At 42.1% G+C, this 21,680-nt stretch carries 19 protein-coding genes; 13 read left to right on the plus strand and 6 right to left on the minus strand.

Features of this window, described 5'->3' with window-relative positions; translation table 11 throughout:
• Positions 1–108 precede the first annotated feature (108 nt).
• The gene (locus AC1RM2_RS06265; RefSeq protein WP_492984145.1) at positions 109–576 is read right to left on the minus strand and encodes a hypothetical protein; all 468 of its coding nucleotides are present in this window, start codon (positions 574–576) and stop codon (positions 109–111) included.
• 300 nt (positions 577–876) lie between these two features.
• Between AC1RM2_RS06265 and AC1RM2_RS06270 the strand changes: the two genes are divergently transcribed.
• On the plus strand, positions 877–1,611 hold the full coding sequence (locus tag AC1RM2_RS06270; RefSeq protein ID WP_492984146.1) for a hypothetical protein: 735 nt from the start codon (positions 877–879) through the stop codon (positions 1,609–1,611).
• A gap of 419 nt (positions 1,612–2,030) precedes the next feature.
• Here AC1RM2_RS06270 and AC1RM2_RS06275 read toward each other — a convergent pair whose 3' ends face one another.
• Complete coding sequence (locus AC1RM2_RS06275; protein ID WP_492984147.1) at positions 2,031–2,816, minus strand: M15 family metallopeptidase; 786 nt, start codon at positions 2,814–2,816, stop codon at positions 2,031–2,033.
• A 400-nt stretch (positions 2,817–3,216) separates the two neighbouring features.
• Between AC1RM2_RS06275 and AC1RM2_RS06280 the strand changes: the two genes are divergently transcribed.
• From AC1RM2_RS06280 to AC1RM2_RS06290, 3 genes are all read left to right on the plus strand, one after another.
• Positions 3,217–4,038: an alpha/beta fold hydrolase gene (locus tag AC1RM2_RS06280; RefSeq protein ID WP_492984148.1), complete on the plus strand. Its 822-nt coding sequence runs from the start codon at positions 3,217–3,219 to the stop codon at positions 4,036–4,038.
• Positions 4,039–4,486: 448 nt separating this feature from the next.
• A complete protein-coding gene (locus AC1RM2_RS06285) occupies positions 4,487–4,678 on the plus strand; it encodes a hypothetical protein (RefSeq protein ID WP_492984149.1) in 192 nt (63 codons plus the stop codon).
• A gap of 235 nt (positions 4,679–4,913) precedes the next feature.
• A complete protein-coding gene (locus AC1RM2_RS06290) occupies positions 4,914–5,906 on the plus strand; it encodes an IS110 family transposase (RefSeq protein WP_492984150.1) in 993 nt (330 codons plus the stop codon).
• Positions 5,907–6,131: 225 nt separating this feature from the next.
• On the opposite strand, the gene ppsA is transcribed toward AC1RM2_RS06290, so the two are convergent.
• Complete coding sequence (gene ppsA / locus AC1RM2_RS06295) at positions 6,132–8,783, minus strand: phosphoenolpyruvate synthase (RefSeq protein ID WP_492984151.1); 2,652 nt, start codon at positions 8,781–8,783, stop codon at positions 6,132–6,134.
• A 771-nt stretch (positions 8,784–9,554) separates the two neighbouring features.
• Here ppsA and AC1RM2_RS06300 point away from each other — a divergent pair.
• Positions 9,555–11,150, plus strand: coding sequence for a hypothetical protein (locus tag AC1RM2_RS06300; protein WP_492984152.1), 1,596 nt, complete (start codon positions 9,555–9,557; stop codon positions 11,148–11,150).
• An 84-nt stretch (positions 11,151–11,234) separates the two neighbouring features.
• Here AC1RM2_RS06300 and AC1RM2_RS06305 read toward each other — a convergent pair whose 3' ends face one another.
• Entirely contained in the window at positions 11,235–12,617 is a 1,383-nt protein-coding gene (locus AC1RM2_RS06305) for a right-handed parallel beta-helix repeat-containing protein (protein ID WP_492984153.1), read from the minus strand.
• 260 nt (positions 12,618–12,877) lie between these two features.
• Here AC1RM2_RS06305 and AC1RM2_RS06310 point away from each other — a divergent pair, with 260 nt between their 5' ends.
• From AC1RM2_RS06310 to AC1RM2_RS06340, 7 genes are all read left to right on the plus strand, one after another.
• The gene (locus tag AC1RM2_RS06310; RefSeq protein WP_492984154.1) at positions 12,878–14,146 is read left to right on the plus strand and encodes an Hsp70 family protein; all 1,269 of its coding nucleotides are present in this window, start codon (positions 12,878–12,880) and stop codon (positions 14,144–14,146) included.
• Between the two features lie 483 nt (positions 14,147–14,629).
• A complete protein-coding gene (locus tag AC1RM2_RS06315; RefSeq protein ID WP_492984155.1) occupies positions 14,630–15,130 on the plus strand; it encodes a hypothetical protein in 501 nt (166 codons plus the stop codon).
• Positions 15,131–15,134: 4 nt separating this feature from the next.
• Entirely contained in the window at positions 15,135–15,668 is a 534-nt protein-coding gene (locus AC1RM2_RS06320; protein WP_492984156.1) for a helix-turn-helix transcriptional regulator, read from the plus strand.
• Between the two features lie 74 nt (positions 15,669–15,742).
• On the plus strand, positions 15,743–16,207 hold the full coding sequence (locus AC1RM2_RS06325) for a hypothetical protein (protein WP_492984157.1): 465 nt from the start codon (positions 15,743–15,745) through the stop codon (positions 16,205–16,207).
• Between the two features lie 329 nt (positions 16,208–16,536).
• Positions 16,537–16,668: a hypothetical protein gene (locus AC1RM2_RS06330; RefSeq protein WP_492984158.1), complete on the plus strand. Its 132-nt coding sequence runs from the start codon at positions 16,537–16,539 to the stop codon at positions 16,666–16,668.
• Positions 16,669–16,674: 6 nt separating this feature from the next.
• A complete protein-coding gene (locus tag AC1RM2_RS06335; RefSeq protein WP_492984159.1) occupies positions 16,675–17,412 on the plus strand; it encodes a 3'-5' exonuclease in 738 nt (245 codons plus the stop codon).
• Complete coding sequence (locus AC1RM2_RS06340; RefSeq protein ID WP_492984160.1) at positions 17,409–19,316, plus strand: DUF294 nucleotidyltransferase-like domain-containing protein; 1,908 nt, start codon at positions 17,409–17,411, stop codon at positions 19,314–19,316. The genes AC1RM2_RS06335 and AC1RM2_RS06340 overlap by 4 nt, the downstream gene beginning before the upstream one ends.
• A 240-nt stretch (positions 19,317–19,556) precedes the next feature.
• Here AC1RM2_RS06340 and AC1RM2_RS06345 read toward each other — a convergent pair whose 3' ends face one another.
• A complete protein-coding gene (locus AC1RM2_RS06345; protein ID WP_492984161.1) occupies positions 19,557–20,120 on the minus strand; it encodes a thioredoxin family protein in 564 nt (187 codons plus the stop codon).
• A 234-nt stretch (positions 20,121–20,354) separates the two neighbouring features.
• Between AC1RM2_RS06345 and AC1RM2_RS06350 the strand changes: the two genes are divergently transcribed.
• Positions 20,355–20,912: a DoxX family membrane protein gene (locus AC1RM2_RS06350; protein WP_492984162.1), complete on the plus strand. Its 558-nt coding sequence runs from the start codon at positions 20,355–20,357 to the stop codon at positions 20,910–20,912.
• 38 nt (positions 20,913–20,950) lie between these two features.
• Here AC1RM2_RS06350 and AC1RM2_RS06355 read toward each other — a convergent pair whose 3' ends face one another.
• Positions 20,951–21,583: a MarR family winged helix-turn-helix transcriptional regulator gene (locus AC1RM2_RS06355; RefSeq protein WP_492984163.1), complete on the minus strand. Its 633-nt coding sequence runs from the start codon at positions 21,581–21,583 to the stop codon at positions 20,951–20,953.
• Positions 21,584–21,680: the final 97 nt, after the last annotated feature.

Genomic DNA, 21,680 nt, shown 5'->3' on the forward strand with positions numbered 1-21,680 from the left:
AAAATTTAACGCCTTAAATTTTCTGCTACTCCCCTGGCGCAGTCTTGTGAAGTGAGAAATGTTCGATGACGGACCGTAAGTGACATTCTTCGAAAATGCCAGTTAAATTTACTTTTCTTGCCTTTTCTTTTTCTCTAATGCCGTCACTCTTTTAGAGATGTCAGATATCAAATCCATTGTTTTTTCTCTGATGTAAATATTTGCATTTACGGATTCATTAGTTAAATCAATGTGTTTACCATGTACATCGCTCAACTGGTTAACTGTTATCACTATTGCTTCTATTAATTCTTTCCTGTTTTTGCTATTATAGAGGGCAAATAGTTCCATCATTGCATTAGAAATTAGAATAAGTGCCATTAATACAACCTTAAATATAAAAGGTTTATCAATCAGGGAGTCCTCCAAAAAAAGGTATGACAAATAACCTATTGGTAATAGAAAAGACGGGATAGCGTTAAAAGCTTTAATGATAAATGTTTTATTTTTTTCCTTGTCAGGAAAAAATGCATCAGAAAATATTTTCGCAAAGGCTGATATTCCAGCAGCAATTAGTAACCATATTATTTTTTCCATTTTGATTTAGGTTGCTTTATAAATACATGTATGATTTTACGTAAATATACCACATTTTAGGAGTTTGCCTTTTTTTAACCTTGCCCCCTCTCGGCGCAGTCTTGTGTAATGTAATGAGCGATGAATCACGTGTGACTCCTTTAGACCAAGTCAAGAAATCCAATGCCCCCCACCGGCAAGTAAAACCAGACACTGCCGTTAACAGCAGCACAACCATAAATTTCCAGCAAACTCTTGCCCTACCTGTACCCCCCAAACTATTCTCCCAACAAACACGTTATTAACATCACCAATAAACCCATGAGAATATCCCTAACCCTACTGTTCCTCCTAACTTTAACCCGTTGCTTTGGCCAGAGTTTGAGGGCTGTAGACAAGAAGCTGGCCGATGTTTACGAAAATGTTCCGGAGCGGTACACCAGTGACCAAAAGGAAGCCAGGATGGTGCTTTTTGAAAGGCTGCTGATGAAATATACCAGGCAGCTGCCCAAAACAATCAGTTACCCGTTTAAAAATTTGAGCGAAACGAGCGCGGTGTATATTTCGACCTCGGACGATGGCAACCTGCGCATTTACTCGTACGACAGGCACAGGCGGCGGTCGATGCCCTGGTATAATAATGTGTACCAATATAGGGCTAATGGCAAAGTGCTGGCCAGGCATGCAAAGCCTCTGTACGAGCGGGGGCCTGATTATGCCATTTACAAAATTTACACCCTAACAGCAGGCGGCAAAACCTACTACATTGCCCAACGCATAGCATTTGGCAGCCTGCTTACCGAATACAGCCTGCGGTTTATGACGATAGAGAACGGCCAGGTTAACGATAACATAAAACTGGTGCAAACAGGCAATACGCTTGAAAATGAGCTAATATGCGGTAACGTTGACGACCTGGACGGCAAAGACACCTTCAGCATAGATTATGATAAAGCCTCTGGCACCATTTCGATGCCTGAAGTATCGGATAAGGGGAAGATTGGCAGCAAGCGGGTGGTTTATAAGTTTAACGGGAAGTGGTTTGTGAGGGTTTAGGGGTGAGTCCGTCCTCCTTAGCGCAAGTATTTGATTACGAATATCGAATATCCGTCAATGCGAGTACCCGGCAGCCGAGCTGGAAAAAACAGCAATGGCATGGCGGCAAATGGGGTTGTTGTAGAGACGCATAATTGCATCTCCCGCAGGATATTCAGAATTTGCAAGGCCGATTTGCATTCGTGATTTGCAAGTGTGATTTGCATGGGGGAGACGCAACTATGCGTCTCTACATTAATAAACTGATTGATAATCAACATATTACAACCATGTCATCATAAGACACGAAGCAATCCCCTACATGCCAAGTCCCACATAGTTCGGGATTGCTTCGTGCCTCGCAATGACGGTAGCTTTCTGTCTTACTACTTACTACTTACTACCTACTACTAACTAACTACTTACTACTCCAACAGCTATTACCCTTGTATCCGGGCTACTTCAAAATGCATTCCGTCTTGTTTGGTAAAATGGCCTCCCCAATAAAAGCCGTTGGCGTTGGCTATGGTCACCAGTTCCCGCACGCATCCTTTTTGGCCTACTAATGCAGGTTGCGAGCCGTAGGCATTCCATTTTGCATTGATATCAAATGCCGACCCAAAGGCATGGTTGCTTAAAGTTTTGGTGCTGCCCCTCACAAACCTTGGGTTATATGACCCGTCCCAAATGAGGATGAGGTGGAGCAAGCCTGCCGCATCCCAATCTGCCCAAAGTTTAATGAGCTGGTTGGCCGCCAGTTTATGAAATTCGATATGACTACCGCCACTAATGTTTTTTAACTGCGGCACCGGCACCATAATAATATTGTCCTTTGCCCAGTTGTCCGTTACCCTGATATGCTCTTTATCGCCCGGTTGTGGATCGGCCACAAATTCAAATTTACCAAAAACTTTCTGGCGCTGGGCATTGCTTACCAGTGGGTCAAAATCGGGCTTTGGCGGCCAGTCGGCGCCTTCCTTGCCTGTGCGGTTGTCGTGTACGCCGTTAAAACCAATTTGCATGGCGGCGCCATAGGTTTTATTACCAACCACGCCATCGGGCTGCAGGCCTGCCATTTTTTGAAACGCGATGGTAGCAGCTAAGGTTAAAGGGCCAAAATCTCCGTCAGAAGGTTCATCTAATAAATCCTGGCCTATTAAAAAGTCCTGCCAGTTTTCTACAGCCTGGCCTTTGCTGTTCAGTTTGATAAGAGGTAATGCGGGCATGTTGATTCGTTTTAAGGTTATGATGGTATTTGTTAAATATTTTTAATAAAAATCGATAATAGTTTTGCGCATAATACCCGTTAAAATACGGTATTTACGCAGGTAGTTTTACGTATTTTTTAATGGCGAGGGTAGGCTACGGGGCAATATCATCAAGTAAGAAAAACAGAAGGGCTAATAATATCGAACACTGAATTTCGAATGTCCAACGCCGAAGTCCTTCTTTCATTATTCGATATTGGACATTGGGTGTTCGATATTAAATCGAGCTTCCGTTGAAGACTGCGTATAAAATTTTGCATTGAAATGATCATTTCTTAATCTATATCAAGTGCGGCTGAATCCAAAAAGATGCACATTTGTATCACAAAACAAATACATTACTTAAAAATTGAAAAACATGAGCACTATCACCACAAAAGACGGAACCGAAATTTACTACAAAGACTGGGGTACAGGAAAACCACTGGTATTTCATCATGGCTGGCCATTATCTGGCGATGACTGGGATGCGCAGATGATGTTTTTCCTGAAAAAAGGCTACCGGGTAATTGCACATGACCGCCGCGGTCACGGCAGATCGACCCAGGTTGACGGCGGACACGATATGGACACCTATGCAGCCGACGTGGCCGCACTTACCGAGGCATTGGATTTGAAAGATGCCGTACATATTGGCCACTCAACAGGCGGCGGCGAGGCTATTCATTATGCTGCCAACCTGGGCAAAGGCCGTGTGGCCAAAGTTGTACTCATCAGCGCGGTTACGCCATTGATGGTTCAAACAGAAAACAATCCCGAAGGTGTGCCGATGGCTATATTTGACGAGATACGGCAGGGCACGGCATTTAACCGCGCTCAATACTTTAAAGATTTTACCGTACCTTTTTATGGCTACAACCGCGAAGGCGCAACCATAAAACCGGGCATACAAGACAATTGGTGGCGCCAGGGCATGATGGGCGGCGTAAAAGCACAGCACGACGGCATCAAAGCCTTCTCGGAAACCGACTTTACCGAAGACCTTAAAAGCGTAGACATCCCGGTTTTGGTTTTGCATGGCGAAGACGACCAGATTGTTCCCTTCCCTATCTCGGGCGCAAAGGCTGCAAAACTATTGAAAAACGGCACCTTGATATCTTACCCGGGTTTCCCTCATGGCATGCCGGCTACCGAAGCCGATACCATTAATAAAGATTTGTTGGCTTTTATTGAGGCTTAAACAAACTTTTTCCAGGTAAAAAGCTGTCCTTTAAAAAAGGGGCAGCTTTTTTTTTGTATTTGATGCCCCTCAGGCTCTTTTTAAAGCTATTAAATATGGCGTTTTGATCCCCGTAGGGGTATAACATTTGTAGAAAAATAATGTTCCGCGCCGTAGGTACGGAACTTATGAAGCGTACCTACCTTTGGTCTTACAAAGACAATTTATCAGTAAATATTGTTGTTGTTGGAATGGGGGGTCTGGGGGGTGTTAAAAACTAAAAACTTTGTGGAAAACGTTATTATAAAAGGCAGGGTGAACTTTCGTACCTCCTATGTTTTTGAGAACTAAGTGCCGTATTAGTCCCTGCCTTTTATGATTGCCCAAGGCCCAGCTAGAATACTCTCTTTGCTTCAACAAAGGTAATTGGCAAAAGGCAATTTATTTGGAATACTTAAAACACAAACGTATGAAAAACTGGAATGTTATTTTAGGTGTCGATGTTTCAAAGTTAACGCTTGACGTCAGTTGTGCAAAACGGAATTTGCATATCAAAATTGACAATAACTCCAAAGGGTTTGCTGAGTTTCAGAAATGGTGCAAAACCAATTGTATAGATCTGAAAGATACCTTTGGTCTTACAAAGACAATTTATCAGTAAATATTGTTGTTGTTGGAATGGGGGGTCTGGGGGGTGTTAAAAACTAAAAACTTTGTGGAAAACGTTATTATAAAAGGCAGGGTGAACTTTCGTACCTCCTATGTTTTTGAGAACTAAGTGCCGTATTAGTCCCTGCCTTTTATGATTGCCCAAGGCCCAGCTAGAATACTCTCTTTGCTTCAACAAAGGTAATTGGCAAAAGGCAATTTATTTGGAATACTTAAAACACAAACGTATGAAAAACTGGAATGTTATTTTAGGTGTCGATGTTTCAAAGTTAACGCTTGACGTCAGTTGTGCAAAACGGAATTTGCATATCAAAATTGACAATAACTCCAAAGGGTTTGCTGAGTTTCAGAAATGGTGCAAAACCAATTGTATAGATCTGAAAGATACATTAATGGTGATGGAATATACCGGTGGGTACGAATATCGGTTCCTGCAATTCTGTGAATCGAAATCTATTCTCTATTGCCGGGTACCTGGACTAGAAATTAAACAATCCATGGGTATGGTCAGGGGTAAAAATGACAAAGCAGATTCTTTCCGTATCGGTCGCTATGGTGAAGAAAAGAGTCATAAGCTGTCGCCATCTAAACCACTGGACAAGAATATCTTATCCATTAAGCAACTCCTGTCTTTCCGTAAAAGGCTCATCAGGGAAAAGGCCGGGCTAATGAGCACTTTAAAAGAACGAAGACACATCTATGAAGTAAAGGATACCGATACGATTGTCCGTATTGCACAGGCAAAGATAAAAGAAGATGAAAAGCACATTGATGAGGTAGAAAGGAAGATCAGGGAATTGATCAAAAGTAATGAGGAACTGTTGCAAAACTACCGGATAATAACAAGTATCAAGGGAATTGGGGAAGTAAACGGATGGATGACAATAGCCTACACTGAGAACTTTGTCAGTTTTAAAGATGCGCGGTCATACGGTGTATATGTTGGCGTGATCCCGTTCGGCCACGATTCGGGTACCAGTATTAAAGGCCGAAAACGGGTAAGCCATTTGGCGCAAAAAGAACTAAAATCGGAACTGAACCAAGCAGCCAAAACGGCCATAACACATGATCCGGAAATAAGCGCCTATGCAAAGCGTAAACTTCAAAGCAAAAACTATTCCCTGGTGCTGAATAATGTAAAATTCAAGCTGATATTACGTATGTTCTCTCTGGTAAAAAGAGGTGAAATGTATGTGGATAACTATAAGAGAACAGCTTAAAAAGCTTATTTTAAATTAAATTTGGAAATATGGTAAACCTAGAATACGGCACGCAAAAATATTGATTTACAAGTTCTACAAATGTTTTGCTCCGATGGAGCAGCCTAACTTACATAGTATTGAGGGGCCCTTTGAAAAAAGGCTGCATACCAGGGGATGAACTACTTTATTACAACGGGCATCCCCCCTCGGGTTCCTCTACGAGAGAACCCGGGGAGAAACAAACTATAGTACCTCTACATACCCATCTGTTCCGTTTACCCTTATGCGTTGGCCGTCTTTGATGAGTTTGGTAGCCTGTTCCACTCCTACAACTGCCGGCAGGCCATATTCACGTGCGATGACCGCGCCATGGGTCATCAGGCCGCCAACTTCGGTAACCAGGCCTTTAATGGTTACAAACAATGGTGTCCAGCTGGGGTCGGTAAATGTGGTTACTAATATATCACCATCTTCCAGGTCGGCGTTTTCCATCTCTAAAATAACGCGGGCGCGTCCCTCTATAATTCCCGAAGACACTGCCAGGCCGGCAATGGCGCCGGCCGGGAGGTTTTCACGGTTGTACTTACCTGTAATAATCTCGCCATCAGAGGTTATAACACGCGGCGGGCTTAGTTTTTCATTTAATTTATGCTCCTCTTTTCGTTTGCCAATGAGTTGGTAATCCAATTTATTGGTGCGTACCACTTCACGGAGTTCCTGGAAAGTAAGATAGCAGATATCTTCTTCGTCATGAATTACTCCTGCTTGTACCAACTTTTCGGCTTCCTTCATCAAAGCCTGCTTATAAACAAAGGAGCGACTGATTATCCCGTATTTTGGATACTCGCGATAACCGGCAAAATTGCGGAGCAGGCTAATCATTTGTTTTGTCTGGTGGGCTTTTTGCTCGCCATCCGGTAATTGCTTTAACCTCTCTAATAATTCTGCTTCTTTTTTTAAAGCCTCCTGCCGCCCCTGCTCAAACTTCCGGCTGCCTGCCCCTGGCTCAAAGTTTTTGATATTACCGAGGATGATGGGGATAAGCGTACCCGGTTTTTCGCTCCAGCGGGTTTTAGTAATATCAATTTCGCCGGCACAGCGCATACCATATTTGTCCAGGTAAGCGTCAATAGCCTCCCGGGTTTCCTTTCCGCCATCAAACTTAACCAGGCCATCCAAAAAGTTATCATCCTTTATCTGTTGTAAATATTTAATCACCTGGGGATAAGGCCGTATCACGTCGGCTACGTTCAATAGCTCCAGCCCCATCTCTGATGTAATATTGTTTGGTGCTGATTGGGCAAGCGTATCCGCCGCGTTTTTTTCGCCTAACCATTTTTTGATATTTTCATTAATCCACCATAAAGCATCCATAGAAGCCATAATCGCGCCCCTATTTTGTGGTGCGAATAAATTCTTTTTTGCTTGCTGATCATCCTGCACAATAAAATCAAACAACTCCGGTCCTGATATTGCCTGGATGTTCTGTTTTAGTTCTTTTACCGATAGCTGGTTACTTTTGATCAAATCAGCAACAATCGCGGGGTCATTTTTAACTTGCGCCAGGATATCTGCGAACGATTTGCCTGTACTGTTTATAATAGCAGCCGGTTCCTGTTTATCATTTGGCGACAATTTTATGAAATCACCGCGCTCCACAATGGTAATCAGCGCGTCTTTTATGAGCGGGTCGTGTGCGCCCATGGCATCTATTATCACTTTTTGGCCGGCGGGCGTGCTCAGGTTTTCCGTAATATCCACAAACAGCCCCCCACCGGCTTTAAACATGGGCCTAAAGGCTGTTAACTGCCATAACGACAATCCCAACGGTTTCATAGCATCCGTCATCATTTGCTGATGGCCAACAGATACATAAACGTGATTTCCCTGTTCATTGCCTTCGGGAACTGGGTATAGGGTGGTAATTGGCCGGCTTTGTACAATATAAAATGAATCATCGGCCAGGCACCATTCAATATCCTGCGGGCAACCAAAATGCGCTACTATCTTTCTGCCGATGCGTTCTAACTGTAAAATTTGTTCATCTGTTAACGTCTGGCTGTTCTGTATTTCGGTTGCAATCTCCTGTTCCCGCGTACCGCCACCATTTGAGGCATAGATAGCCAGTTTCTTTGCCGGGATTTTTTTATCGATAATCCCGCCATTAGATACCTTATAATTATCTGCATTTACCAGCCCGGCTACCATGGCCTCGCCGAGGCCGAAACTGGCATCAATAGATAAAACCTTCCTGTTACCGGTAACGGGGTCGGCAGTAAACATAATCCCTGCAGCCTGCGGAAAAACCATTTGCTGAACAACCACCGCCAGCTGCACTTTATGATGATTGAAGCCGTTTTGGATGCGGTAAATTACCGCCCTATCTGTAAAAAGCGATGCCCAGCATTTGCTAATGTGCTTTAGGATTGCCTCCTGGCCAATAATGTTCAAATACGTATCCTGCTGCCCCGCAAAAGATGCCGTTGGCAGGTCTTCTGCCGTAGCGCTTGAGCGTACAGCGAAGGCATTTTGTTCCCCAAACTTCGACAGGTGCTCGGTAATCCCGTGTGCTATATCCCCTGCAATAGCTATCTCTTCTATAACCCTGCGTATCTTCGTGCAGACAATGCTGATACTTTCCCGTTTATCTGCCCTAAAACGAGTTAATTCATCCAGCAGGCGGTTAAGCTCCGCGTCATTTAAGGTTGACTTTTTATACGCTTCGGTGGTAACACAAAAGCCGTAGGGCACCTGTATCCCCTCAATCCGGCAAAGTTCGCCCAGGTTGGCGCCCTTGCCTCCGGCAACCATGAGCATTGATCTGTCAATCTCCCGAAAACTTAGTACGTATCCGGAAGATTTTTTTGCTGGGCTTAGTCTATTTTCAGGCATCATATTGGATGTATTTTGGGTATATGCAGCCAAAAATAGAAGGTATAACTTATCAAAATGCCGTTTTTAAACTATATTTTTTTGAGCGCAATAATCATTTAAACAGGGCGTTATCCTTACAAACAAGGGGATTGTGGGGAAGCGTTATCTGCCACCTTTTGGTACAGGTTAGCGGCCGTTTTTCTTTTGACGGCATTAGATGAAGTAGGGCAGATTTTACTGATGGCGGGTTAATACGTCGATCTGGAAATTGGCAGCCGCCAAAGTATGAGGGAAGTATATATTTATCGCTTACAAATCTGCTTCATTTTTACTTAGTTTAATATAACAAAGAACCGTATCATAAATAACTCCATGACCTTTCCTAAAAGCTCACAGTATCTTTTGCTGGTATTTATATCATCTCTATTGACCTATAGTGCATCCGCGCAAAAAATAGATGAAAATACTTACCAGCGTAAGATGCAATTGATAGATGGGTTATCTTTTTATCAAATGAAAGATTACGATACACTTTACAAGGTTTCGGTTTTATTTAGCGTCCACGGTCAGGATTACCCGGAGGAATATTACGGTTGGATTGATAAGCGGAACGAAAAGAGTTTGTTGTTTATAAGTACCGATGGAAAAGAACTTGAAATTGAAAACAAGCAAATAACCGCTTTAACCCGGCTGCCAATAAATGATGCAACTATTGAAATTTTTGCAAATAAACTAAGGGAAAGCGGGCGCCATATGCGCAGTTTCGGGAAAAATTATCTACTGAACTTATGGTTGTACAAAAAAGGGGAATTTAATTACTCCAAGCAACTGTTACCCGTAAATGACGAATTTTTTAGCGATGATAATATAAAAAATGATTTTGGTATTATCTATTTTGATGCCATGCTCTCTGCATTTTCCAATCAAAGAAATTATTCAAAAGCAATTGATTTTGGAAATCATCTTTCAGGTAATATCTTTACAGGATATCAATATCAAAAAGAAGTCATTGCGTTAACGGCTCAGTTAAAAAACAACACGCAAGATTTCAAGACCTTTCACATACCAGATTCGTTAGAATGGAGCGTGTTAAAGCAAAAACTCGGCCGGAAAGAACAAATAATTTATCTTGCTGACAGGCTTAGGTTATTGAATTGTGTACAACCCGGACAACCGGGGGGCATAAGCTATGAAATGTACCAATTTTCCATTTCCTGCGCCGAAGCTGGGAAATTAGATATTCCGTATTGGGAATATAATGCCAGGTATAATGTTGTCAATCCCTATTCCGAGCTGCTTCAAATGAAATTAAACCCGCCTGAAATTGAGTTGTTGTTGCCTTATTTGATTACCACAACTTATATACCTACCTATACTTATTTCAGAGACTTTTTTGAGGAAAGAACCTTGCATAAACTTAGCTGGGTTACCTATAACCTAATCTTTGAAATTACAAATAAGCGTTTTTTCGCGCAAGCATCCTTTGATTCTTTAAGCCTTGATCAGAAAGAAAAAGAGTTAAAAAAAATAAAAATTTGGTGCGATGAAAACGCGGCGCTATCGCCGGAAGCCCTGACCGTCAAAACACTGAAAACAACTGATCAATGGATTGAATTCCGCCATGCGCTGGAAACGGCAAGAAAAGCGAAATATGAATCTTTATTGCCCATAATTGTTGAAAGATTTAATGATTTCAAAGGCGGAAGCTGGCCTACCAGTCAAGGAGTTTTAGCCAAAACCATGTTCGATCTGGGAAACGAAAAACATATTGGTACTGTTAAAAAATGGAGTAAGGATACTACAGACGTATGGGTGAACCTTTGGTCGTCTTTGTTCCTGTTAAAATATGACAAGGATAGTTACGAACAAGCAATGAACGAACTCGCATCTGTCCTTGAACAATGCGATGGGACAGCCTATTATCCGTATGCAATGGATTTGCTTTTAAGTTTGAAAGATAAGCGGGCTTTGAAGCTGGCGGAAGGCATCCTGAATAAACCTCAATTCCAAAGTTTTATTGACTGGGACTATTACCTGAATTTTATTAGAAAATTACTCCTCGTAAAAAGCGATTATACATTCAATTTTATTAATAAAAATTTGGAATCTTTTACCCAGGAAGAGACCAAACTTTTTAAGGAAAACAATGGCGATACCAATATGCTAACGCAAAGCGACTTTTACGTTTTGGCCATAGATAAATTAAGAAGTGATACTCCAGGGTATAATTCCGCGGCTGACATTAAAACCAGGTTGGCATATATAAAGACCTTAAACATATGGTTTAAAAACCAATATAAGTTATTAAAAGAAGGGAAGCCCAACGAACTGCATCTTGGCGCAGTGCCTGTTGATGCGCCGGTAAGGTTTGTTGATAGTCCGAATTGAAGCTTGTTTTAAAGACAAAAAAATTCAACCATTGTCTTGAATAATGGAAATGAGCGATGAGGCTGCTTATCTGCTACCCCAACCTCAATACTCCGTAGCCCCAATATCAAAAGCAATACCCGACGGCCGCTTAGCACCGTAATAATCAAAGCTTACACCGTATGATAACACGTTTGCCCCATTATTAATAAGCGGCGAAGACGACGACAGATGAAAATCGCCGTCGGTATAATTTACAAATTCGCACGCGCTTACATCAGTACCGGTATAATTGTTTGCAACTGTAAGCTTAACACTGCTGCTTTTTCTGATTATTGGCAGCACCGATGCCGACTGTATAATCACATTATTGATAACCGTATTCATCGGGATAATTTCGGAGTTTAATTTGATGCCGCCCAACTCCGAAGCAATGATGGTATTATTAATAAACTCAAAATCAGGTCCCGGCGTATACCTGGAATCGGCAAAAATGCCATACGCTTTTGAGTTAAGAATGTAGTTATTAAAAACCACGTTGTCGCCAAGGCCCAAAACAATAATGCCATTGCCGGGCGCATTTCTGATTACATTATTATAACATTTCCCCCCGGTGCCTTCACCTATCTGGATGCCATTATTCTGATAAGCCGAAAAAGGGCTCACCCCAGGGTTTTTAACTGTGTTGTTATATATCTCGCTGCCTGAAATAGCGCTGCCAACCTGTATACCTTCGCTACCGGTAGAATCGGTAAGGTTTTGGTACACCTTAAGGTTTACTACGTCATGAGGCAAAACCTTACCACATGAAATTGAAACACCATTGGCGTAGAAAGAATTTCCTATATATAATCCTTCGCCACCTGTTTTATGAACATAGTTGTCATGAATACTAACATTTTTCATGGTAAAGTGGCCACGCCAGGTAGCGGCATCGCACGATGGATCTGTTTTTGCCATAATACCCGCAAACCCGCTATTCCTTACTTCAACATTCGCTATCTCAAAATCTGTGCTCAGGCCATCCATAGTCATCCCTATGTTGCCTCCATTTACATCAAACCCATAGGTAACACCGGGATCTCCGTTTCCAAGCACTTTAAAATACTGAGAATTTTGTGTTTTAAACGCGTATGAAGCGGTAACAGCTGTAGAAAAGGTTACTTTACCTCCTTTGTTGATAATGGTAATAGGGGCCTCAGCCGTTCCTTTAATGTTTTTAAGCAACAAGGCGCCCCTTGTTCCGGCAGGGATGTATATAGTAGCCCCCGCAGGTATTTTAGTACCGTCAACCATCCATTCGTTAGGCTGCACCGTATATGTGTAATTAGAAACTACCTCGACTTCCGAATTTAACTTAATACTATCCTGCCCGGGAGGGGCTAAAACCGGTTTTTCAATGTTATTTATGATCTTGGTACACATCGTAAAAGACGATATAACCATTGCGGCGGCTAAAAAGCGAATAGGGTAATTTTTATTTTTCATGTATAAACTGTAACCAGGCCACCAGGCATTTTTTGAAAACCAATGCAGTAAATCGTAGTATTTTTCAAACTGCCCGGGCCATAATTTCGTTTTTTATACGGCTCTCATGATAATTTGGTTATCCGGATTTTTTTATGCTGAATGGCGGGCATTATGCATAGCCATGCAAATGATATTTTATGGGGTATCAATTTCGTTGCTAAGCTATTTTTTTATATTTTCGCCGCCCTTTAAATTTTTATTGCTTTACCTGTATTGTTATGAATAAGTTTTTATACGGAATTGATTTTGGAACAACCAATTCAGCTTTGGCAATTTACAATCAGGAAACCAAAGAAATTCATGATACCATCATCATCCCATCGCTCATTTATTTCTATAGTCAGCCGGGTTTTGGGGATGTAAAAAACTACGTAGTAGGCGAAGAAGCGATTGCGGCTTATCTAAATGACGGGATGAAGGGGCGGTTTATCAAATCGGTTAAACAAATTTTATCCAGGAGCAGCTTCACCGAAACCCGTATCCAAAATAAAAGATTCAACGCATCCGACCTTGTGGCTATTATTTTAAAGGAACTGAAAGAGCGGGCCGATGAATTAACCGGGCAGGATTGCCGCACAGCGGTAATTGGCCGGCCGGTATTTTTTGACGACGACGATGTGCAAAAAGATACCCTGGCGCAAACCAGGCTGAGCAAGGCTGCAGCAATTGCTGGTTTTACCAATGTACGTTTCCAGTTTGAACCTATCGGCGCCGCCTTTGCCTATGAAAAAACGCTGGCAAAAAAAGAAAACGTGTTGGTGGCGGATTTGGGCGGGGGTACCACAGACTTTACCTACCTGGTGCTCGACCCTGAAAAAGTTGGCAGCAAAAACCGCAAGGACGACATGATAGCCAACGGCGGTATTTACGTTGGCGGCGATAGCCTTGATTCGGCTTTTATGTGGGATATAGGAACGCCATATTTTGGCAAGCATACACAATATGAAGCCACACCCGGCAAAGTGCTAACCGTCCCTAATTCGCTTTTTGCAAACATTTGTTCCTGGGAGCAGATGAACTTTTTTAATGGCCCCCGTATTAAAAAAGATATAGAAGATTACTACTATTTTTCGGGCAACAACCGGAAATTTAAAAACCTGATTACGCTTATTGACAATAACCTGGGCTACTCGGTATTCCAGGCTATCGAAAAAACAAAAATTGAACTTTCAAACGCCGATACTTCTGCGTTTAGTTACCATAACATGGATATCGATATTGATGAGGCAATATCACTTCCTGGTTACGAACAAATTATAGCCAAAGATGTAGCCCGGATTGCCGGGTACCTGGATCAATTCATGCAACAAAACAACATCGATCCTGAAAATATTGATAGTTTGTTTTTAACCGGCGGCACATCGCTGGTAGGTAGTATTCAAAAGCTGTTCAAAAACAGGTTTCCGCATGTTAACCTCAATTCGGGCGATAATTTTAAGAGTGTAGCTACAGGTTTGGCTTACAGTGGTTATTTGTTTGGGGAGTAGGTTTATCTGCTTAAGCTATTCTTATGGATAGCAATTGCAGCAGGTGTAGCTTTTCTTTCTTGCGTTGATTCCTTATCATGCCGTTACCTGCGGCCCGCGCTTTTCGCTCATACGTGCACATGGCATTAGGCGCGGGCCGGTATCCGCTACAATCGCTAACGGAGCGTTTAGGTAATAAAAACTTGGGGTAAATGGTTATTTCTTTTGTTGCGTACCTTTACAAGTGGCGCAAAATTCACCTACAGTATCTTTCGTTGCCGCAAGCGTCCACTACTTTTGGCCCACATGCTAAGTGTAAGCTAAGCCTTTTTAATAATCCACAATCTATTCGTTAGCCAAAAGTTCACTCAAATGCCCAATTAAAAGCATCGTCAATTAAACAATAAAAATTAGTACAATTTGTATCAATTAATTATCTTTATATAGATTTTTAAAACCGGGGAAACTATGGCAACAAAATAAATGAAAATCAAAATAATTAAGATGGCAACTGCCGAAAAAGTGGATGCACTAATTAAAGAAGGCAAGCCATCTGAAATGCCATCTATACAGCAGGGTTGGCGGTTCAATTTCGATAAAGGACTAAAGAAGTTAAAAAACGCTACTGGTTACATTTTAGTAACAGACGAAACGCCCAATGTAATCGAAGGCTGCATGATTTTCCAACTCATAGATAAGAAAGAACCGTATATGGCTTTTTTAGAGATAGCCCCTCACAATAAAAAGGACGGCAAGAGATACGATCATGTGGCAGGATGTTTGATTGCCTTTGCCTACCAGTTAAGTGTGATGGAAGGTGTTGGAGATTATAACAGTATACTTCAGTTTGATGTGATGGAAGAAAACAAAGCGGATAAAGTAAAATTGATGACTATATATTCCTCAAAATACAATGCCAAACGATGGGGAGATACAACAATGGTTATTATGGATGAAGATGGAGAAGCCCTTGTTAAAAAATATCTTTACAACGAACAAAATTAAGCGAATGGACAAATCAAGAAAAAACACAAACGAGGTTAAAACCTTTACAAAGGCTGAAACTATAAATTTAACCATTGGGTTAAACGATGGACATAGCCGGAGCAAGGAAAAATCGGCCCAAATAGCGGCCCTGGCCAAACTTCATAGCGGTAGCCGATCGCCAGAGCAACTGCGTAAAAATCGAATGCTGGCTATTCAATACCGGATGGAGCAATATGCTAATGACGATCAGGTTACTTATGAAAACATTTATAATATTGAAGATTTTGTAAATGATTTTTTGAAAGTGTTGGGGATTAATAAAGGTACATTTGCCGGATTTATTGAGATGGGCAGTTCAAACTTAAATAAATATTACAAAAACGAACGGCGCTTCACTTTAACGCTTGCTTTAAAGTTCGGTCATTTTTTTCACACGCCTATAGACCTTTGGCTAAAAGTACAAATGAAAAATGACTTGCTAAAATTGGGAAAAGAAAAGGAATCAGACGAAAAATACAGCAAATACGATTACGAAAAACTACTGCAAATTGCTTAAAAATGTCAAGTTGCAATTGGGGTAGCAACTGTATTTTAGCATCCCTGTGTAAAACCACCCTGAACTAACCTGTCATGAACAATTACGATATCCAATCAAAAGATTTTGCTTTATCCCCACAGGGCGTTCACCTGCTGCGCAACCGGTTCAACTACAAAACCATCAATTATTACGACATTCACAAAGCCACTTTCGCCAGGGCTGTCGAAACAAAAAACGTTGCACTTACCTTAATCGTCGGAATATTATTTGTTACTTTCTCGGTGTACAATACCATAGGCGTATACCAAAACTTTTATGATCCTACCGTACACCGCATCTACATAGAATCAATAGCACTGCCGGTTTTGCCGGTACTGCTGGGCATATATTGCATTTACATAGCGGTAAGAAAAGTTCCCTCGTTAATTATTGAGCTTGAAAACCAAAAACATACGCTAAGTATACAGGATATTTACAAGGCCGGCCAGGTGCAGGTTCTGGAAATTTATTTAAAAGATAAGCTAAAAGCAAGATTTTACGATAGCCCTACGTTGTAAATAAAGGCAATTCAGGCTCCTTACTTTTATTTTCAGCATATCCTCCCGGCTGGTGATCCTAATTAATCTCCTCAGCGCAAAAAAATCAACACAACGATATTTTTTTTAAAATATTTTACCTATATTAATTTTTTGTGTAACTTTATCATTACCAATTAATTAATACCCCCATTGATAACTCTAATTTTAACAGTCCTGCTGCTAAGTGCAATAGTGTGCATAATTTCTGTGCGGATGCTTCCAAAAGATGAATAGGGAGGCAATAACTGTGCGTATTAGTAATCAGTGCCTATTTCCTGATTTTACATATAAGCCAGTCGTACCTATAAATGTCACTTTTGGTCCTTATCCAGGTAGTCGCTCCTGCTAACGAAGGTTTCAGCATGGTATTAAACACCAGCATGACCAGCGGCTTGAAAAGTCGCCGCCATTTTATTCCCATCAACTTTTACCGGAATTAATTACTTTTGAATTCCAGCGCAAACAGCAATCCGGCAAACACCTTGAACGACTATTTTTTATTTATCGATACAGAAGCCTCGGGCCTGCCGCTTAAGTGGAACCTGCCCTACAGTGCCGATGAAAACTGGCCGCACGCATTACAGGTATCCTGGCTTATTTACGATAAACATCACAAGCTGATTAAACAACAGGACCACTATATCCAAAGCGACGGAATTGCCATTACTCCCGCTGCCCTGGCTATCCACCACCTGACACCGGAATTCTTGAAGCTGAGCGGTAAACCACGAACCGAGGTAATACAACTACTGGCAGCAGATGTACAGCAATACAACCCCATGTTGATAGGCCATTTTATCCGGCTGGATTATTACCTGCTTGGTGCGGCATTTTACCGCTCGGGCATAGCAAACCCGCTCGGCAAGCTTCCTGTTTTTTGTACCATGGTAGCCACCACTCAACTGGTACACAGCTCGCTTACGCGCCATTTACGGCTGGAAGAGCTGTACTATATGCTGTTTAACACCGATTTGCAAAACCAGCATAATGCACTATATGATGCTCAGGCTACAGCCGCTTGCTTTTTTGAATTGCGTAATCGTGGCGAAATATCTGATAAAAGCATCAGGCAGCAAAACCTTGATTTCGAGCAGCAGCGCGATCCGACCCAAAAGCAAAGAGGCTGTTTATTGCCCGCGTTAATGCTTATATTGTTAATGGTCATTATCATTTACAGCCTATGAACAACCGACTGGAATATTTAAAATCCATTACACCTTTTAACGCCCTGCCCACCGAGGTACTGCAAGGCGTAGCCGAACAATTGCAGGAAATCAGCTATCAAAAAGATGTGGTAATTTACCAGCAGGATGTTACGATGATGAAAGGTGTTGACATTATAGTAAAGGGTAGTTATGAATCTTTTTTTTATGACAGCACCGGCAATAAGCGATTGATAGAAAACCACCAACCTGGTTTTTGTTACGGCGGCGTTTCGGTATTACTCAACAGGCGGCGATCATTACGAACCGTTGTTGCCAAAAAGGATACGCTGGTTTATTTTTTACACCGTAAAGATTTTCGCCTGCTGTGCAAAACCTACGAAGATTTCTTTTTGCATTTTACTGCCGAGTTTGGCAAGCGGATGCAAAACGAGGAGTTTGTCCATTTTTTTAAGCAACCGGCCTCGTTTGCCGAAAGTTATATCGCTTCTGAGCAATTATACTCGCGCCGGGTAGAAAGCATTGAATACCGGCCTGTAATAGCCTGCCACGGCCACACACCCATATACAAAGCTGCCCAGCTAATGGCTGCCCAAAAAACCAGCTGCCTTTTTATATTAAATGATGAGCAAAAGATTATTGGCTATGTAACCGATATAACGCTGCGCGATAAAGTGATAGCCAGGCAGCATGACATGGCCGGTGCCATAAGCCTGGTGATGGATGTGCCGATAGTAAGTATCAGCGCGGATGCCTTTGTTTACGAGGCATTGCTGTTGATGTTCCAGACCAAAACCCGGTATATCCTCATTGAAAACGCTGGCGGGTATGTGGGCTTTATCAGCCGAAACAAGCTGTTAAGCGAGCAGGCACAATCGCCGATGGTATTTATTCAATCGGTTAAGCTGGCATTATCAACAGATGAGTTAAAACGCAAATGGCAAAGCGTACCACAATTTGTAACCCAGTTGCTGGGGCGCGGCGTGAACGCCGAAATTGTGAACCAGATTATCACCACCGTTGCCGATACCATTGCCCAAAAAGTAATTGAAAGCGTAATTGCCCAAATTGGGCCGCCGCCAGCCAAATTTGTGTTTATGGTACTGGGCAGCGAAGGCCGTAAAGAACAAACCTTTAAAACCGACCAGGACAACGCCATTATTTATGAAGATAAAGCCAATGAACACCGCGAAGAGGTACGTGCCTATTTCCTTGACCTGGCAACCCGGGTGTCTAACGACTTGAATAACATTGGCTTTGTTTACTGCACAGGCGATTTTATGGCCCAAAACCCCAAGTGGACCCACTCCCTATCGCATTGGAAACGCAATTACGATTACTGGATGGATGAATCTATCCCCGAAACGGTCATCAACTTTTCTACTTTTTTTGATTGCCGCAGCATTTATGGCGACAGCACCATTATGGACGAACTGCACCAGTTTTTAGACGAGCGGTTGCAGCAGCCTTTGGAAAAGTTATTTTTCCATATGGCCAAAAACGCCCTGCAATATGAGCCGCCGTTAACGTTTTTCAATACCATCCGCACGTTTAAAAAAGATAGCCGTGAGGTATTTGATATCAAAAGAACAATGAGCCCCATTGTTGACCTGGTACGGGTTTACGCCCTTAAAAACCGCGTTTTTGAAGTAAACACCGGCGAACGCATGAAAGCGCTTAAAGCAAAAGGAATTTTCTCAGAATCGGAATATCACGAGCTGATTCAATCCTACTACTTCCTGATGAACCTACGGCTAAAAAAACAAACCGAACAAATCATCCAGGACCATACCGAACCGGATAACTATATCGACATCTCGCAACTTTCAAAAATTGAACGCGTTACGCTGAAGGAAATTTTCAAGATTATTGAAAACTTTCAGTCAAAGATTAAGGTGTCATTTACGGGTGGGTTATTGAGTTGAGTTTTTGTTCAGGATGTATTTGATTTTACACAAACATTGGCTTTGAACGCCGGCTACGACTCACCCCGACGAGGCTGCGCCCGTCTTCCCCTCTCTCCGACTGCGTCGCATAGAGGGGGCAAAAAAAAGAAAAAGATAAGAAACAAAAAATGAGCTTCACCCTCTATGCGGCTTCAGCCGGAGAGAGGGTCGGCCAGCGCAGCGTAGCCGGGGTGAGTCGTCTCCGCCATGCGATATAAATCATTGCCCAATCGCATTAAAAATAACAATCAGCTCCTGCTGCAAACTCACGCCTTTATCGGCATTGTACCATTGTTGTAAAGCTATCTTTTGTTGCTCCATAACAACATGATCCTTAACAAGCTGCTCATATAACAGCTGGCAACCGGCCGGCCGTGGGCCCCAGGTGGCAAGGTCTTGATGTTCGGCATCGGCAATAATCAGTTTGGGTATTGATTTGCTGCCCCTGGTGAGGTAATTATTTATTAAAAATGGCTCACTATCTCTTAATTGATAATCAACTTTTATTAATGGGTTTAAAGCCGATAGCCGCTGAATAAACGGCAAACTGTGAGATGCATCACCGCACCATGGTTCGGTAATAATAGTCCAGTTTTGTTTGGTACTGATACTTGTTATCAGTTCAACTAATTCTTCATTCAGCACACCCACTTTTAACCACCGCTCCTGCCGCGACCAATTTAGCCGGGTATAATTCAGGTAATGGGGATCGTCATAAGGAAACCGGGGATTGGTATCCATTAAAATATGCTGAAAGAGTTGCTGGTAGGCTATGAAATCCATAAGGTGTTATAGCTAATTGGTAGTTAAAAAAAACCAATAAAGCTAAATTAAATAACATATCCCATTTTTTCATCAAGTACAACGGTGCATTAAAAATTGTTTGTTAAAACTTTACTTAAAAAGGATCTTTAAAACCCATTTCAATCTGCTTGTTTTCCGCTTAGTTTATTGATTCTTTATTTGCATCTTTAACGGCAGCATTCCTGTAAATGTGTTAATGGGTTTTAAAGAATAATGAGAAATAACCGGGTAATTAGTTTGATAGCATCGCAGGAGAAGAAATTAGCAGCATGGAAAGCTCAAAATGGCCTAAATATATTACGAATATCCCTGGGGCTGGTATTTATCTGGTTCGGCCTGCTTAAATTTTTTCCAGGTGTAAGCCCTGCCGAGGGCCTTGCCGGTAAAACCATTTACACGTTAACATTTGGGCTGGTTAAACCCCAGGTTTCGTTACCATTACTTGCCATGTGGGAGTGTACTATTGGCTTTGGGCTGGTGTTTAAAAAATGGCTGCGCCTTACGCTGTTATTGCTCTATTTTCAAATGGCAGGCACATTTTTGCCTTTATTTTTCTTCCCTCATGAAACCTTTGGCGCATCTGTATTTATTCCCACTTTGCTGGGTCAATACATTATTAAAAACATTGTGCTGGTATCTGCAGCTATTGTAATTGGCGCGGCGGCAAAAGGCAGTCTCATAACCACACAATACCAAAAAGCAGCCGCACCTGCCCCACACAAACCAAACGCAGATTATAGCAAGAAAGCCCGGGAAACAGAGCTTGTTTAAAAGCGGGGCTTTTCAAAAGTCCGTTCAATAAAAACGGCTTACCCTATATTTTCAAGGTAAATCTCATCAAATGACTTGGCGCGCTGTTTTTGGAACAGGCCCGAGAAGCGGCGGTCAATCGGGCTAAGCAGTTGGATGCATAGGCGCTTTTGCTCATCGCTCAGGTCATTAACCATCATGCGGGCCACTTTCAGTACCACTTCTTTGGCAGTTAATAATGTAGCCTCGCCTTTGGCGGTTAGTTTAAGGCGTTTTACCCGTTTATCCTGCTCATCGTCGTATTCGCTCACCAGGCCCCGCTTCTTTAGCCTGATCAACATATTGCTACCGCTGGATAGTTCCATAATGTTATTGTAGATGGCTTCTGATTTGATGGGGTTCTTTTGGTTATAAATGGTTACCAGGATCCCGAACTCTTCCATCTGATCTAACCCGGTACCTTCCAGTGCTTTATTTGAATAAGCGATATGGAATTTACCAATCCGGCGCAACAGGATTACCAGCTGGCCGTTCAGGTCGGGCCTCAGGTCGCCTTTGGGCGTGCCATAACTTTCGGGCTTAACATTTTGCGCCAGTTGGTGCCGGCAAAAATCTTCAATACTGGCTCCGGGATGCTGCGCTTCGTAAGCGCCCCAGCGCTTCACTAACTCCACTGTTTGATTTACTACCATTTGGAAGCAAAATTATAAAAAAATGACAAAAGTTATTTGCTATATACTACCACATGGTATAATATTGTATATTATTTACTACCAAAAGGTTTAAATT

It is taken from the genome of Mucilaginibacter sp. GW822-FHT03E02, assembly GCF_058801545.1.